At 49.0% G+C, this 19,101-nt stretch carries 1 protein-coding gene; it reads left to right on the forward strand.

All coding sequences use genetic code 11. The annotated features are described in order from the left end of the window. The first annotated feature begins 179 nt into the window (after positions 1 to 179). Entirely contained in the window at positions 180 to 18,857 is an 18,678-nt protein-coding gene (locus R7Q38_RS03200) for a tandem-95 repeat protein (RefSeq protein ID WP_318114045.1), read from the forward strand. The last annotated feature ends 244 nt before the right edge of the window (positions 18,858 to 19,101 follow it).

Here is a 19,101-nt window from a genome sequence, read left to right on the forward strand (position 1 = left end):
CCGCACTAATTGCTTTAATGACAACAAGTAAGGATCTTTATACTGGGTTTTCAAATTTTTTTGTTTTTATAGAACTCGAAATGTATGAAAAAAGTTGTATAAAAAAGTTGGTTTCTAAAAATGGTGTCCTTTACTGCCTCTAAACACGATCAGTTAGCTAAAAAGCAACGGAGGCTGTAATGGCAGGCGACACTAATCAAGAAAAAGACAATGAAAAGCTTAACGATGCGGTAGAGCAAACAGAAACGAAGGATACGGGGACAAAAGAAGAAAAACAGCAGTCGACCGTCTCTTCGACTGTAGCGACCGGTGCTGAAAGTGCAGATGCTGTTGATGAAGCCAATCGTGCGATGGAAGAAAATCCTAGTGGCGCGGGTACGGAAGAAGAAGCAGTGAGCTCGGGTGGCGCAGTTCAAGAAGAGGATACTGAAAGTAGCAGCGACTCTGACGCTGCGCAATCCAATGTTGTTGATAGTGTAGCTTCTAGCGGAGAATCAGGTGACGAGGCTCTGGGCAGCGGTGGTTCGGATTCTGGGGCGGGTGCCCAAGCGGTCGGTGGTGGTGATGCCTCTGGCTCTGAAGGTGGTTCGGACGCAGAAGGCAATGAAGCGCAAGGACAAGCGGCACAAACTTCATCTGCGCCAAGTGCGTCTTCAGACTCTGAAGGTTCTCAAGGTGGTGACGAGCTAGATTCAGAAACCACTGAAGAGAGCTTCGCGGTGGATGTACAAGACACCAGCGAAGAAACCACGACGCAAGTAGAAGACGATTTCGACTCCGAAACTACGAGCGAAACGTTCCAGATTAAAGTCGAAGGTGAAAATGACGCGCCAGAAGTAGGGCAAGATCTGGCATACATCATGGATGAAGATGGCACTATTACCTTCACTCAAGAACAACTTCTCGGATACGCGAGTGATGTTGATGGCGATGATCTTGCCGCATTCAACGTGCAAGTGGGTGCTAATGCATCGGTTGTGGATAATGGTGATGGCACTTATACCGTCACACCTGATACTGATTTTAATGGTGAACTCGGCTTAACGTTTGATATCAGTGATGGTCAAGAAACCATTTCTAGCTCGATTGATTTAACTGTTCGTCCAATCAATGACGCACCAGTGCCTGAAGATAAAACCTTTGAGGTGGAAGAAGACGGCACGCTGATCTTCACCGATGCTGACCTGCTTGCTGGCGCAACGGATATTGAAGGCGATAACCTCACAGTTGAAGGTGTAAGTTACGATGGTGGCGACGGCATCCTGACCGACAACGGCAATGGGACTTACACTTTTGCGCCAAATGAAAACTTCAATGGTGATGTGAACTTCAGCTTTGATGTGTCCGACGGTACGGATACGGTTTCTGCCAACATTGATGTCAGTGTTACGCCTGTCGATGACGCACCAGTATCTGGCAATCTTGCTTATTCAGTGGACGAAGATGGCTCGATTCGTTTGAGCCAAGAGCAGTTGTTGTCGCAAGCTTCCGATGTGGAAGGCGATGCACTGACGGCATCTAATCTTTCGGTAGATGACAACGCGACGGTGACTCAAAATGACGATGGCAGCTTCACCATCACGCCGGACGCAGATTTCAACGGTGATATCGACATCAGCTTTGATATCTCAGATGGCACGAACACCGTTCAAGCAACCGCTGATCTAACCGTTAACCCAATCAACGATTTGCCGGTTCCTCAAGACCAGCAGTTCAGTGTGGAAGAAGATGGCACGCTGATCTTTACGGACGCAGACCTGCTTACTGGCGCAACGGATATTGAAGGCGATAACCTAACAGTTGAAGGTGTGAGCTACGACGGTGGCGATGGCATCCTGACCGACAACGGCAATGGGACTTACACTTTTGCGCCAAATGAAAATTTCAATGGTGATGTGAACTTCAGCTTCGACGTATCTGATGGCACGGATACGGTTTCAGCGAATGTAGATGTGAGCGTCACGCCGGTGAATGATCCTCCGGTGGCTGGTTCAACGTCTTACACGGTTCACGAAGACAACTCTATTACCATTTCTGACGCGCAACTGTTGGCAAATTCTTCGGATTTAGAAGGGGATGTCTCGATTGATAGCGTGAGCTACTCTGGCAGCGATGGTGTGTTGCAAATCAATGGTGACGGTACGTACACCTTCTCTCCAAATGAAAACTTTAATGGTGAAGTGACACTTGATGTTGTCGTCGCTGATGAAGAAGGCGCAACGGATGCCACCACTGCTGGCATTACGGTGCTGGAAGTGAACGATCCACCAGTCGCTGGACCAACTTCTTACACCATTGATGAAGATTCAGTTCTGACGTTTAGTGAGTCGCAAGTGCTGTTGAATGCCTCTGATGTGGAAGGCGATGTAGAGCTTGTTGGCATTAGTTACGATGGTCCGGATGGCATTTTCACCGTTAACGATGATGGAACGTGCAGCTTCGCGCCAAACGAGAACTTTAACGGACAAGTTCAGCTTGATGTCACCATTCGAGATGAAGATGGAGCAGAAGTTGATACCGTCATCAATGTGAATGTATTGCCAATCAATGATGCGCCAGTATCGGGTGATTTGGCTTACAGTGTTGATGAAGACGGTGCGATTACACTCAGCCAAGAGCAGCTTCTTTCTCAAGCGTCTGATATTGAGGGCGATGGTCTGACTGCTAGTGATTTGACGGTGGATGGAAACGCAACCGTCACAGCGAACGATGATGGCAGCTTCACGATTACACCAGATGCGGACTTTAATGGTGACATTGATATCCAATTCAACATTACGGACGGCACAGACACTATCCAAGCAACGGCGGATCTAACGGTTAATCCGGTTAACGATCTTCCTGTTCCTCAAGACCAGCAGTTCAGTGTTGAAGAAGACGGCACGCTGCAGTTTACTGACGCAGACTTGCTTGCTGGTGCGACCGATATCGATGGCGATAACTTAACGGTTGATGGCATTAGCTACACAGGCAGCGATGGTGTGCTGACTGACCACGGTGATGGTACTTACACCTTTGCACCAAATGAAAACTTCAACGGCGACGTCAGCTTTAGCTTTGGTGTTTCTGACGGCACTGAAACCGTACCTGCCAATGTGGATGTGAGCGTCACTCCAGTGAACGATCCTCCGGTTGCAGGTTCAACGTCTTACACGGTTGATGAAGATAATGCGATTACAATTTCCGACGAGCAGCTTCTGGCTAACTCTTCGGATGTGGAAGGCGCGGTGTCCATCGATAGCGTGACCTATTCAGGCACCGATGGCGTATTCCAAGACAACGGTGACGGCACTTACACCTTCATGCCGAATGAGAACTTCAGTGGTGATATCAGCCTTGATGTGATTGTGGCGGATGAGCAAGGTGCGATTGACGAAACGACCGCAGGCATTACGGTCATTGAAGTGAATGATCCTCCAGTTGCCGGTCCAACGTCTTACACGGTTGACGAAGATTCAGTACTGACATTTAGTGAGTCACAAATTCTTGCCAACGCATCTGATATCGAGGGTGATGTAGAGCTTGTTGGCATCAGTTACGAAGGCTCGGATGGTATCTTTACCGTCAATGGCGATGGTACTTGCAGCTTTGCACCAAACGAGAACTTCAATGGTCAAGTTCAGTTGGATGTGACCATTCAAGATGAAAATGGGGCAACCGTTGATACGCACATCAATGTCGATGTATTGCCAATCAACGATCCACCAGTATCGGGCGATTTGGCTTACACCATCAACGAAGACAGCTCAATCACGCTAAGCCAAGAGCAGTTGCTTGCCAAAGCGGGCGATATTGATAGCGAGAACCTTGAAGCCATCAATCTATCGACAGATGACAACGCGACAATTCAATACAACGATGATGGCAGTTACACCATCACACCGGATGAAAACTACAACGGCGACCTAGATCTGACCTTCGATATCATTGATAACGATGGTGGCTCGGTACAAGTTGGTCTGGATATTACGGTTAATCCTGTGAATGACTTGCCACAAGCGCAAGATCAACAGTTCACGGTAGAAGAAGATGGCACCTTGCTGTTCACGGATGCAGACCTATTGGAAGGCGCATCGGATATTGATGGAGATGATCTGTCTATCGAAAACGTACTCTACACCGGTGCGGATGGTGTGCTTACCGACAATGGCGATGGCACTTACAGCTTCGCGCCGAATGAAAACTTCAACGGTGATGTTCAGTTCACATTCGATGTGTCTGACGGCACAGGTTCAACACCGGCATTCATTGATGTCAGCGTGACACCAGTGAACGATCCACCGGTGGCAGGTTCTACGTCTTACACGGTTCAAGAAGACGGTCAAATCACCATTAGTGACGAGCAGTTGTTAGCCAACTCTTCTGATGTGGAAGGCGATGTAGCCTTGGCGAATGTTAGCTACTCTGGTAACGACGGTAGCTTCGTGGACAACGGCGACGGTACATATACCTTTACGCCAAATGAGAACTTTGACGGTAACATTTCGCTCGACGTTACGGTCATCGACCAAGATGGTGCAACGGATACAACAACCGCAGGCATCGATGTTATCGCGGTGAACGACGCACCAGAAACGTCAGGCATTCAAGCTGAAGTGGATGAAGATAACGCCATCACCATTACACAAGAACAGTTGCTTGCGAATGCGACAGACATTGAAGGTGATGACCTTGTTGCCAGCAATCTACAAACCAATGACCCAGATGCGACGATCGTAGCCAACGACGATGGTTCATTCACGATTACGCATACGGAAAACTTTAACGGTGAGTTGGACTTCACTTACAACATCAGCGATGGCGAAAATGATGTTCTGACCACGTTGGATCTGACCGTTAACCCTGTCAACGATGCGCCAGAAGCGGGCGACGAAATCTTTATTCAAGCGGAAGAAGACCAAACCGTGGGTGTTTCTCTGCGTGAAGAGCCTGCGTTACGTCTCGACCAAGCGCCTGAAAACGGCATCATTGAAGCGAATCTAAATGACGAATGGGTACAGCTAAAAGTCGGGCAGGAGGTTCCTGCAGATACGGAAGTGCGCTTCATTCCAAATGATGATGCATTGGCAAACGGTACGCATACAAGTCAAATTGGTACCTTTGATGACAACGCTAGCCTCGATGATTGGGGTACTGCTGTTGACCCTTACACACGTGAGTTTGTCGATGGCGATTTGAAAGTTACTGTTCAAAGTAATGATGACCCACTCGGTGCGTGGAATGGTAAAACACACATCGGTCACGGTATTGGCGATACTGACCGCCAAGGCTTGAGCGGTGATGAAAAACTGACTGTGACCGTTGAAGGCCAAGACATCAACGAAATCAGCTTCCACCTAGATGGTCTAGGCGGCTGGTTTATGGAAGAGTCTCGCCACTTTACCGAAGTCGAAATTCGCGCCTTTAACTCTGATGGTGACTTGATCGACTCGATGACTTACCACAAAGAAGATCGTGGTAGCTATGAGACGGATTACACCCTAACGGTGAACGAACCGGTATCTTACTTTGAGCTAGGTACGATTCAAGGTAACGGTACTTACGTGGTTCAAAACATGACGGTTTCGCAAACTTGTCATGATGAAGCGGTGTTCACATCTATTGGCGTGGACGGCACGGAAATCACGGAAACGGTAGAACTGAATATCCGTGAAGGTGACAGTGAAATCGAACTGACGGCTGATCTGCCAAATGTGACCATCGATACCGAAGGTTCTACGCAGTTTGCCTCTGTGGTTATCACTGAAGAGCAGCTTCTCGCACAAGCGAGTGATATCGATAGTGACGTTCTTGATATTCAAAACCTAGAGCTGGTGGGGGATAACGCGGAGCACGCTACGTTAACCGACAACGGCGATGGTACGTGGACAGTCACACCAGATGAGAACTTCTACGGTGAGATTGAGCTTGGCTACCAAGTTACGGATGGTGAACTCACTGACGACAACATCATCAACATCAACTTCGAAGCAGTAAACGATGCTCCAATCGTTTCTGGTCCGATTGTGTTGTCGACTGATGAGGATGTGGGCATTACGTTTAGCGCGGATGATTTGCTTGCCAATGCAAGTGACGTGGAAGGCGATGCGCTGTCTATCTCTGATATCTCTTACAGCGGTGACAACGGTGAGCTTGTCGACAATGGCGACGGCACTTACACCTTTATGCCGAATGAAAACTTCAATGGTGAAGTCGACATCGATTACAAAGTCTTCGATGGCACCGATGAAGTCGATACCCATCTAGATCTGACCGTTATTCCGATCAACGATGTGCCAGTCCCTGGTGCACCGCTGCATACTCAAATGCTAGAAAACGGCACGATCATCATCGAAGCAAAAGACCTGTTATCAGGTGCGACCGATGTTGATGGCGACATTCTGCATATCGAGAATCTGCTGCTTGTTGACCAGTCACAAGGTACGTTGACAGACAACGGCGACAACACCTTTACCTTCGAACCAACTTCGAACTTCTATGGTGAAGTGAACCTGACCTTCGACATCAGCGATGGTCAAGCAAGTGCACCAAGCACAGCGAAGATCGATGTTGAGATCGTCAACGAAGGTCCAGAGGTTAGCGGTCCAGTTGATGCGGTCGTCGATGAAGATGGCTCAATTACCATCACTCAAGAAGACTTATTAGCGAACGCGACGGACGTGGATGGTGACAACCTTGAAGCGGTGAACCTGTCGACCAACGATCCTAATGCAACCATCGTTGAGAACGCTGATGGTAGCTTTACGATTACACCGAGCGAAAACTTCTTTGGTGAAATCGAATTTACTTATGACGTAACTGACGCGATCGAAACCGTCGCCGCGGATCTAAACCTCACTGTTAACCCAGTGAACGACCTGCCAGATGTACCTGATTTGTCCTTCACCACAGAAGACGGTGAAGCCATCACGATTACTGAAGCAGAGCTGCTGGCTCAAGCGACGGACATCGAAGGCGATGACTTATCTGTTGTGAACGTGACGAGCTCAAGCGATACGGTTCAAGTGACAGACAATGGCGATGGCACCTACACGTTAACGCCAGAGCAGGGCTTCTTTGGTAATGTTGACCTCACGTTTGATGTGAGTGATGGCACCGATGTGGTGGCGGCAAACATCGACTTGAAAGTTGAGTTCGTCAACGACGCACCAGAAGCAGCGCCAATCGTGGCAGACGTGGACGAGGATGGCTCTATCCTCGTGACACAAGAAATGCTGCTTGAAAATGCCAGCGATCAAGATGGTGATGACCTATACGCAACGGCACTAGAAACCAATGATCCGAATGCCTCTATCGTGGATAACGGCGACGGCACCTTCACGGTGACACCGTCGGAAAACTTCAATGGTGACATTGCATTCACTTATGAAGTGAGTGACGGTGAACTAAGTGTTGCTAATGAAATGACATTGACGGTGAATCCAGTCAATGACATTCCAATTGTTGCGCCTGGCATGTACCAAATTGAAGAGGATGGCAGCATCCTGTTCACGCAAGAAGATCTGCTAAGTGGCGCGATTGATATTGATGGTGATGACCTCACCGTTACCAGCATTAACTACTCGGGTGATGAAGGTACTGTAACGGACAACGGTGACGGTACATTTAGCTTCGTACCAGAAGAGCATTTCAGTGGTGACTTGCAATTCAGCTTTACGGTTTCTGACGGTACGGATGAAGTTGAGCAAGACATTAATGTCCATATCGAAGCCGTGGCAGATGCGCCAGATCTAGTCATCACTGATGGCGACGGTCGAAACGTGGATGATCAAGCAATCTTGGTTGAGCCAGGCGGTATTGTTGAAGTGAACATCGCTGCAGCATTGGTTGACCAAGACTTGTCAGAAACGCTGACTGTGACCGTGGATGGTGTTCCTGAAGGTTCGGTGATCAGCTACGACAACGAAGGGGTGCTTAACGATCAAGACAACGGTATCACCAGTTTCAACGATACTGAAATCACGGTTACGTTTGAAGGTGAAACCGCGGGTTACCAAAACACAGCGGGTTACTACAAAGTCGATGAAGATGGCAACATCACGGGCGTTGAAGTGGTGTACGAAAACGCCTCTCAAGTTGGCGGAGGCGGTGACCTCGTTCCGGGACAAGATCAGTTCAGCTTCCAAATCTCGGAAGGGGAAAGCTTCAACCTATTCTTGATTCCTAACGGTCATAACTTCAATGACTTTGCGTCCATGCAAGATGGTCAGTATGAGTTCCGTGCGGCAGATGGCTCTCCTGCGAACATGGATACGGTCGACCCACAACTCGTGTTTGTGGGTGCTGATGGTTCTGAAACCGTGATTCAAAGCCAATTTGGTGATGCAGTCTTCCATGGCGGCACAAGCTCAGAGCTCAACCAAGATGGCATTGAACATACTCGAACTACTGTGAACGAAGACGGTGAACTGGTTTACGGCTTTGAAGATCTCTACGGTGGCGGCGATGCCGATTATAGTGACTTCAACTTCACCATTGATGTAGGTGAAGTGAACAGCCAGATCTACAGCGGTGAAGTAACAGTCGGTCCAGATGGTTCTGTAACGCTTCCAACCACAGCAATTGAACAAGAGCTACAGATTCAATTGCCAGAAGACTTTAACCAACAGCTAGAAATCAATGTAACGGCAACGGCGACAGAGCTATCAAATAATGATTCTGAAACCGTTTCTCAAACCATCTACGTCAATGCAACGGGTGCTCACATTGAACATACGCCTGAAGCATTGCCTGTTTCTGCTGTGGTTGAAGAAGATGGTTCAATCCTAATCACGCAAGAAGATTTGCTCGCTAATGCGCGTGACTTGGATGGAGACCAACTGACAGCACTGAACTTGGCAACGGATGATGAAAATATCACCATCACAGACAATGGTGACGGTACTTACACCTTAACGCCAGATGCGGACTTTAATGGTGACATCACCTTTACGTTCGATGTGTCTGACGGCGATGATGTTGTCTCAACCAACCTTGAGTTATTGGTGTCACCAGTTAACGATGCGCCTGAACCACAAGATCAAGCGTTCACCATTGGTGAAGATGGTGTGCTGACCTTTACTGATGCGGATCTCCTAACAGGCGCTACCGATATTGAAGGGGATGACTTATCTGTTGAGGGCGTCACTTACACAGGGGCGGACGGTGTTCTTACTGACAATGGTGATGGCACATATAGCTTCGCACCAAACGAGAACTTTAATGGCGACGTGAACTTCACTTTCGATGTTTCCGATGGCACGGATACCGTGACGGCGAATATCGACGTAAGCGTGACGCCGGAGAACGATCCACCGGTTGCAGGCAGCACGGCTTACACCGTTCATGAAGACAATTCGATTACCATTAGTAACGAACAGCTGTTGGCTAACTCGTCTGATATAGAAGGCGAAGTGGCGATTGATAGCGTGAGCTACAGCGGTAACGATGGCGTGCTGGAAATCAACGGTGATGGTACGTACACCTTCTCACCAAACGAAAATTTCAGCGGCGAGGTGAGCCTAGATGTTGTCGTTGTCGATGAAGATGGTGCAACGGACTCGACCACTGCAGGCATTACTGTGATTGAGGTAAATGACCCACCAATCGCAGGTCCTACCGCATACACTATCGATGAAGACCAAGTTCTAACCTTCAGTGAATCGCAAGTGCTACTGAATGCTTCGGATGTTGAAGGGGATGTTGAGCTAGTAGGCATCAGCTACGACGGTCCAGATGGCATCTTCTCAGTAAACGGTGATGGTACTTGTAGCTTTGCACCGAATGAAAACTTCAACGGTCAAGTACAGTTGGATGTGACCATTCGCGATGAAGATGGCGCAGAGGTTGATACTTACATCACAGTCGATGTCTTACCAATCAATGATGCACCTGTATCTGGTAACTTGGCGTACAGCGTTGATGAAGACAATTCAATTACGCTAAGCCAAGAGCAGCTACTTGCTCAAGCATCGGATGTAGAAGGTGATGCGCTGACTGCGTCTAACCTAGTGGTTGACGGTGATGCAACGGTTACGGCAAACGACGATGGTAGCTTCACTATCACGCCAGATGCGAACTTCAATGGCGACATTGATATCACGTTCGATATCAACGACGGCAGCGACACTATTGTTGCAACGGCGGACCTAACCGTTAACCCAGTTAATGACTTGCCGCAGCCGGAAGATCAAGCGTTCACCATTGGTGAAGATGGTGTGTTGACCTTCACTGATCAAGACCTGTTGGATGGTGCAACGGACATCGATGGCGATGATCTATCGGTAGAAGGTGTCACTTACACAGGCGCGGACGGTGTCCTAACTGACAATGGCGATGGTACATATAGCTTCGCACCGAATGAGAACTTCAATGGTGATGTGAACTTCACCTTCGATGTTTCCGATGGCACGGACACCGTGACTGCGAATATCGATGTGACAGTCACACCAGAGAACGATCCACCAGTGGCAGGTAGCACATCTTACACAGTGCATGAAGACAACTCGATCACCATCAGTAACGAACAGCTGTTGGCTAACTCGTCTGATATAGAAGGCGAAGTGGCGATTGATAGCGTGAGCTACAGCGGCACAGATGGTGTGTTCCAAGACAATGGTGACGGTACGTACACCTTCTCGCCAAACGAGAACTTCAATGGCGAAGTGAGCCTAGATGTTGTCGTAGTAGATGAAGACGGTGCGACGGACTCAACCACCGCTGGCATTACTGTTCTTGAGGTGAACGATCCACCAATCGCAGGTGCGACTAGCTACTCAGTGAACGAAGACGAAGTCATCACCATTAGCTCTGAACAGCTATTGGCGAACGCTTCTGATGTTGAAGGTGAAGTTGCGATTGATAGCGTCAGCTACAGCGGCTCCGACGGTATCTTTACTGACAACGGCGATGGCACATTCAGCTTCGCACCAAACGAAAACTTCAACGGTGATGTCAGCCTAGATGTTGTCGTGACCGATGAAGATGGCGCAACGGTAGCAACCAATGCCAACATCGATGTATTGCCAATCAATGATGCGCCAGTATCGGGCAACTTGGCTTACAGTGTCGATGAAGACAATTCAATTACGCTTGGCCAAGAGCAGCTTCTTGCTCAAGCATCGGATGTAGAAGGGGACGCGCTAACCGCGACTAACCTAGTGGTTGACGGTGATGCAACGGTTACGGCAAACGATGATGGCAGCTTTACCATTACGCCTGATGCGAACTTCAATGGTGACATTGATATCACGTTCGACATCAACGACGGCAGCGACACTATTGTTGCAACAGCTGACCTGACGGTTAATCCAGTTAACGACCTACCACAGCCAGAAGATCAAGCGTTCACCATTGGTGAAGATGGCGTCTTGCTGTTCACTGATGAAGATCTGCTTGATGGTGCAACGGATATCGATGGCGATGACCTATCGGTAGAAAGTGTGTCTTACACTGGCACAGATGGTGTCCTAACCGACAATGGTGATGGCACTTACAGCTTCGCGCCAAACGAGAACTTCAATGGCGACGTGAACTTTACCTTCGATGTTTCTGACGGCACGGATACCGTGACCGCAAATATCGATGTAAGCGTGACGCCAGAGAACGATCCACCGGTAGCAGGCAGCACGTCTTACACGGTGCATGAAGATAATTCGATCACCATCAGTAACGAACAACTATTGGCTAACTCATCTGACGTAGAAGGCGAAGTAGCAATCGACAGCGTGAGCTACAGTGGCGCAGATGGCGTGTTCCAAGACAATGGTGACGGTACTTACACCTTCTCGCCAAACGAGAACTTCAATGGTGAAGTGAGCCTAGATGTTGTCGTGGTAGATGAAGACGGTGCGACGGACTCAACCACCGCTGGCATTACTGTTCTTGAGGTGAACGACCCACCAATCGCAGGTGCGACCAGCTACTCCGTTAACGAAGATGAAGTCATCACCATTAGCTCTGAGCAGCTATTGGCGAATGCTTCTGATGTTGAAGGTGAGGTGGCGATTGATAGCGTCAGCTACAGCGGCTCCGACGGTATCTTTACTGACAACGGCGATGGCACATTCAGCTTCGCACCAAACGAAAACTTCAACGGTGATGTCAGCCTAGATGTTGTCGTGACCGATGAAGATGGCGCAACGGTAGCAACCAATGCCAACATCGATGTTCTTCCAGTCAACGATGCTCCAGTATCAGGTGATTTGGCTTACAGCGTGGATGAAGATGGTTCTATCACTCTCAGCCAAGAGCAGCTTCTTGCTCAAGCCGGCGACGTGGATGGCGATGACCTAACTGCATCCAACCTGACTGTTGACGGCAATGCGACCGTTGTTGCGAATGACGATGGTAGCTTCACTATCACGCCGGATGCGGACTTCAATGGCGACATTGATCTGAGCTTCGACATTACGGACGGTGATGCGACCATTCAAACGACAGCCGATCTGACTGTGAACCCAGTGAACGACTTACCAACGGTTGGTCAGCCACAGTTTGTTACGCAAGAAGACACCAGCTTCACCTTCACTGAAGAGCAACTGCTGCAAAATGCAGGTGATATCGATGGTGATAACTTGACGGTTGAAAATGTTGCTTCTGACAGTGGTACCTTGGTTGATAACGGTGATGGCACGTACACTTTTGCACCGAATGAAAACTTCGATGGCAACGTGAACGTAACGTTTGATGTCAACGATGGCACCGCAACCGTGCCAGCAGAAGCGAACATTGATGTTCAATCTGTGGTCGATATGCCAGAGCTTTCGATTGCTTCAGACTTGGTGATTGCTTCTGATAACTTCGAGTCTGGCTCGAACGGTTGGAACGCGAACACTGAGAGTTCACAAGGCTTCGAAACGGGCGACATGCTGGGTCGTATTGGTGGCACTGGCGGTGATGAAGCGGTCAGCAAAACCTACGAGATCCCAAGCGATGTCAATGAAGTGAATATTTCGTTTAGCTTCTACGAAATCGATTCTTGGGATGGCGAGTCGTTCCAAATCTTTGTCGGCGGTGAACAGCTAACCACCTTGGAGAACTCCGCGTTCCGTACTCAAGATGGTACGACAACGCTTTACGATTCTGACGGTAACGAAGTAGGTGAAGTGATCCACGGAGCCTCTCAACGTGAAGGCTTCAGTGGTTGGAACGACCAAGCTCACCAAATCAATCTGACGGTTCCTGTCGAGGATGGTGAATTGCAACTTGGCTTCGGTTCAACCTTGAATCAAGACGTTTGGGATGAATCGTTTGGTATCGACAACATCGAAATCACGGTAGCGGACGCGGATTACCAAATCATTGGCACCGAAGATACACCAGTGCCGCTTGATATCGATGCAGCGTTAACCGATACCGATGGTTCAGAAAACCTCGCTATCTTGATTGAAGATGTGCCAGAAGGCAGCTCGCTATCAGCAGGTGTTGATAATGGCGACGGCACTTGGTCACTACAACCGGGCGAGCTAGAAGGGCTAGAGTTTATCCCTTCAGCGGACTTCAACGGCGATGTGACGCTAACCGTGAACGCAACCTCTACAGATGTGGATACAGGTACAACGGCGACAGCGACGCAAGATGTGACGATTCATATCTCGCCAACCAATGATGCACCAGAAGTGACGGGTGATATCAGCGCAGTCACTGCTGAAGACAACAGCATTACGCTGACTCAAGAGCAGTTACTTGAGCATGCCGTTGATATTGATGGTGACGACCTAAGCGCAATCAACCTGAGCACCAATGATGAAAATGCAACGGTTGAAATGAACGAGGATGGCAGCTTCACCATTACTCCAAGCGAGAACTTCTACGGTGACATCGAGTTCACCTACGATGTGACTGACGGGGAAGAAGTGGTCGCGGCTGGTCTCGACTTAACAGTAACACCAGTCAATGACGCTCCAGAGCCACAAGATCAAGCGTTCACAGTGGGTGAGGACGGTATTCTTACCTTTACAGATGCAGACCTATTAACAGGCGCGACGGATGTAGAAGGTGACAACCTAACAGTTGAAGGCGTGACTTACACTGGCGCGGACGGTGTCCTAACCGACAATGGTGACGGCACTTACAGCTTTGCACCAAACGAAAACTTCAATGGTGACGTGAACTTTACCTTCGATGTTTCCGATGGCACGGATACCGTGACCGCGAATATCGATGTGACAGTCACACCTGAGAACGATCCTCCGGTGGCCGGTAGCACGTCTTACACAGTGCATGAAGACAACTCAATCACCATTAGTGACGAGCAGTTACTGGCGAATTCGTCTGATATCGAGGGTGATGTTGCGATCAGCAGCGTGAGCTACAGCGGTAACGACGGTGTGCTCGAAATTAATGGTGATGGCACTTACACCTTCTCGCCAAACGAGAACTTCAATGGTGAAGTGAGCCTTGACGTTGTGGTTGTCGATGAAGACGGTGCGACGGATTCAACCACCGCAGGTATTACGGTACTTGAGGTGAACGATTCGCCAATCGCAGGTGCGACAAGTTACTCTGTCAATGAAGACGAAGTCATTATCTTCACGGAAGAGCAACTGCTAGCGCAATCAAGTGATGTGGAAGGTGACGTGAGCCTAGAAAGCGTCTCTTACAGTGGTAGTGACGGCATTCTAACGGCGAATGACGATGGCACTTACAGCTTCGCACCAAATGAAAACTTCAACGGTGGCGTAAGCCTAGACGTAGTCGTCGCTGATGAAGACGGTGCAACTGCGACAACCAACGCGAACATTGATGTATTGCCAGTCAACGATGCTCCGGTATCTGGCGACTTGGCTTACAGCGTCGATGAAGACGGTTCAATCACATTGAGTCAAGAGCAGTTACTGGCACAAGCATCGGATGTAGAAGGCGATGCACTAACCGCTTCCAACCTAGTGGTTGACGGTGATGCGACGGTTACGGCTAATGACGATGGTAGCTTTACTATCACGCCTGACGCGAACTTCAATGGCGACATTGATATCACGTTCGATATCAATGATGGCAGCGATACTATCGTTGCAACGGCGGACCTAAAGGTTAACCCAGTTAATGACTTGCCGCAGCCGGAAGATCAAGCGTTCACCATTGGTGAAGATGGCGTCTTGCTGTTCACTGATGAAGATCTGCTTGATGGCGCAACGGATATCGATGGCGATGACCTATCGGTAGAAGGTGTGTCTTACACTGGCGCAGATGGTGTCCTAACCGACAATGGTGATGGCACGTACAGCTTCGCGCCAAACGAAAACTTCAATGGCGACGTGAACTTCACCTTTGATGTTTCTGATGGCACGGATACCGTGACCGCGAATATCGATGTGACAGTCACACCTGAGAACGATCCACCGGTTGCGGGCAGCACGTCTTACACAGTGCATGAAGATAACTCGATCACCATCAGTGATGAACAGCTACTAGCGAACTCATCGGATATTGAAGGCGATGTTTCGGTTGATAGCGTGAGCTACAGTGGCGCAGATGGTGTGTTCCAAGACAATGGTGATGGTACGTACACCTTCTCTCCAAATGAGAACTTCAATGGCGAAGTGAGCCTAGATGTTGTCGTGGTCGATGAAGACGGTGCGACGGATTCAACTACCGCAGGTATTACAGTACTTGAGGTGAATGATCCACCAATCGCAGGTGCGACAAGTTACTCTGTCAATGAAGACGAAGTCATTATCTTCACGGAAGAGCAACTGTTAGCGCAATCAAGCGATGTGGAGGGCGACGTGAGCCTAGAAAGCGTCTCTTACAGTGGTAGCGACGGCATTCTAACGGCGAATGACGATGGCACTTACAGCTTCGCGCCAAATGAAAACTTCAACGGTGGCGTAAGTCTAGACGTAGTAGTGGCTGATGAAGACGGTGCAACTGCGACAACCAACGCGAACATTGATGTCTTACCAATCAATGATGCTCCGGTATCTGGCGATTTGGCTTACAGTGTCGATGAAGACGGTTCAATCACATTGAGTCAAGAGCAGTTACTGGCTCAAGCGGGTGACGTCGACAGCGATAATCTAGAAGCAGTGAACTTAACCGCGGTTGCCAATGCAACCGTTGTTGAGAACCAAGATGGTAGCTTTACGATTACGCCTGATGCGAACTTCAATGGCGATATCGACCTAAGTTTCGACTTGATTGATAACGATGGTGCAAGCGTGGAAGTGGGCGTTGACCTAACGGTGAACCCAATTAACGATGCGCCGCAATCAACGCCAGTGAATATTGCTGGCACCGAAGATACCACCATTCTTATCACGCAGGACATGTTGCTTGCTAACGCAACAGACATCGACAACACCTACGACGAACTGTCTGCTGTCGACCTAGTGATTGATGAGCAATACGGTGACTTGCTAGACAACGGTGATGGCACTTGGTCATTCACTCCGGCTGAGAACTTCAATGGTGATGTGCCAATGTCGTTCGGTGTCAGCGATGGTGATTTAGTGACGCCGGTTGAAGGCAATCTAAACATCGAAGCGGTTAACGATGCACCAGAAGCGCCAACCATCCAGATGCAAGGCGAAGAAGATGTGGTCATGGTGATTGACCCTGCTTACATCGCTGATCAAGTTACGGATCTTGATGGTGACGAAATCAGCGTAGAAAGCATCACGGTTCGTGCGCCTGCAAACGCGACATTAACTCAGCAGCCAGATGGTATGTACCACTTGGTGACCACTCAAGACTTCAATGGTTTGGTGGAACTGGGCTACACCGCGACGGATGGTGAAGAAGTGGTTGAAGGCTCGTTGAATGTGGATGTTATTCCAGTCAACGATGCTCCATTCAATGTGGGTAATGCCTTTATGGCAACCGACGAGGATGGCGCATTCACCTTCGACGCGGGCGACCTGATGAACTTGTTCGGCGATATCGACACTGAAAACCTAGTCGTATCACGCATTATCACCGCAGAAGGTGAAGATGGTGGTGAGGTAACAGACAACGGTGACGGTACTTGGACATTCACACCGACTGGCGATTTTGCAGGGGTTTCTGACTTGCAAGTTGTGGTAAGTGACGGTGAGTTTGAGACGGTACTTGACGTACCAGTGTTTGTTCGCCCTGTTGCCGATGGCGCAGTCATCACAACCGACCATGATGGTCCGTTAGTGTTCGGTGAGGACGAAACGGGTCACCTAGGCTTGAATGTCGGTCTAATCGACGATTCAGAAACGCTAAGTAACCTAGTGATGACTGGTTTCCCTGTTGGCTTCGAAGTTACGGATGGTGTGAACACCATTACCATTACGGAACCGGGTCAATACATCGACTTGAACGAGTGGGATATCTCAGACCTGCAAATGACGCCTCCGGCTGACTTTAATGGCGAGTTCTTCGTAACCGTGACCGCAACAACGGTGGATTATGGTGACGAGCCAGAAGAGTTCGAAGATGGCATCGATTCAGGTGACTTCGAAACCCTAGCGGGTGAGCCCGTTATCCTAACCGCTGATGACCTAATTGGATTGGCAGAAAACGTAGACGCAGACGCGGGTGATGAAGTGAAATTCGTTCACCTAGCTGATCGCAGCCAAGGTGAAATTGTTGATAACGGTGATGGCACATGGACATTCAATCCAGCACCAGGCTTTACTGGTGAAGCGGATATCGCTTATGTGATTGATAAAGACGGTGTGCTTCATGATGAGCAAACAGGCGTGGTCGTGAAAGAAGACGCACCACAAGAGAATGCTTCTCCAGAAATCGACAGCATTTCTACCACAGAAATGGCAGCGGATGGCACCTTGTCGTTCACCAATGACGACATGCTATCGACATTGAGCGATGCAGAAGGCGACAGCTTGAGCATTGAGTCAGTGAGCCTAATGGAAGGTCAAGGTGTGATAGAGACCGATAACCAAGGTAACTACCAATTCACACCAGCAGAAGGCTACACCGGAGATGTTCAAGTTGGCTTCATTGCAACTGACGGTGAAAACCGCATTGAGAGCTTCTTTAATGTCGACATCCAAGGTGAAGGTGAAACCACAACCAGCGAAGGCTACGCACTGGCTGATGATGGTTCACTAACACTAACGGAAGCACAGTTGATTGATGAACTTGGCATTAGCCCTTCTGCAGAAGTGTTGGATGTCGCCGATGCAAACGATGCTGGTTTCTTTGCGAAATCAGGTGATGAAGAGTGGACATACTGGCCGAACGATGACTTCGATGGCAATTTGGCTATGGATGTTCAGGTCAACGACAATGGTGAAGTATCGACTCAGAATCTGAGCATCCAAGTTGCGGACGATTCAGCGCAAAGCGACGAGCCACAAATCCAAACTGCTCAAGCATCAGCAGAGCAGCAAGTTGGCGAAGCGCAACAGCCTGAAGAGCAAGCAGCAAACGGTGCAGACAGTGAAGAGGAGAGCGCAGCTGATGTGACTGCAGCACCAGGCGATACCATTTCTATCTCGGTTCCAGATGAGGTCAGCGGTAACGAATCGGTGGATTATGCAGAAATGTCCGGTCTACCTGATGGCGCATCGGTAAGCAACGCACTGGATAATGGCGATGGCAGCTTCACATTAAGTGGCAACCTGAACCAACCAGTATCGGTTGACCTACCAGAAGGTTACGAAGGTACGAGCGAAATCCAATTCCAAGGTTACGACGAATTGGGCAGCGCAGTAGAAGGTGCGAGTGGCACAGTTGAAGTTGAAGTCGATGATCAATACACCATGCAAGGTTCTGCTCAAGATCAGCAACCAGATATGGCGGGTATGGAATCTGGCGGCAGCGACTGGACAAGTGCAGGAGGTCAAGATCAAGGTGTTGACTTCACGGATGACTCTGGCAGCTTCGACTCGGATACTCAAACAGGTACTGACCAAGGCAACGATTTCGATCAAAGCTCAATGTAACCAGTCCTAGACTAGGGCAGTGTCATTGCTGCCCAAACCCAAGCCATGCAGGGCCTACTTTGCATGGCTTTTTTGTTGGGTTTCTTTCTATGAGCTGTAGAAAAAAACTTGGAAATTGAAAAAAGTATTCTTAGCTAGTTTATACCCAAGTAACCTCGAGATGTTAGGTTCAGCGAGAATGGCTTGGTTTGTAGACGCGGCGGCGATTTAAAGGTCTAGTGGGTCTAAATCAAGAATCGACAAC

The sequence above is a fragment of the Vibrio sp. Vb0598 genome (assembly GCF_033338935.1).
Lineage (GTDB): Bacteria > Pseudomonadota > Gammaproteobacteria > Enterobacterales > Vibrionaceae > Vibrio > Vibrio alginolyticus.

Coding starts and splice junctions, on each gene's coding strand:
- R7Q38_RS03200 (WP_318114045.1), top strand. CDS start 180: ATGGCAGGCGACACTAATCAAGAAAAAGACAATGAAAAGCTTAACGAT.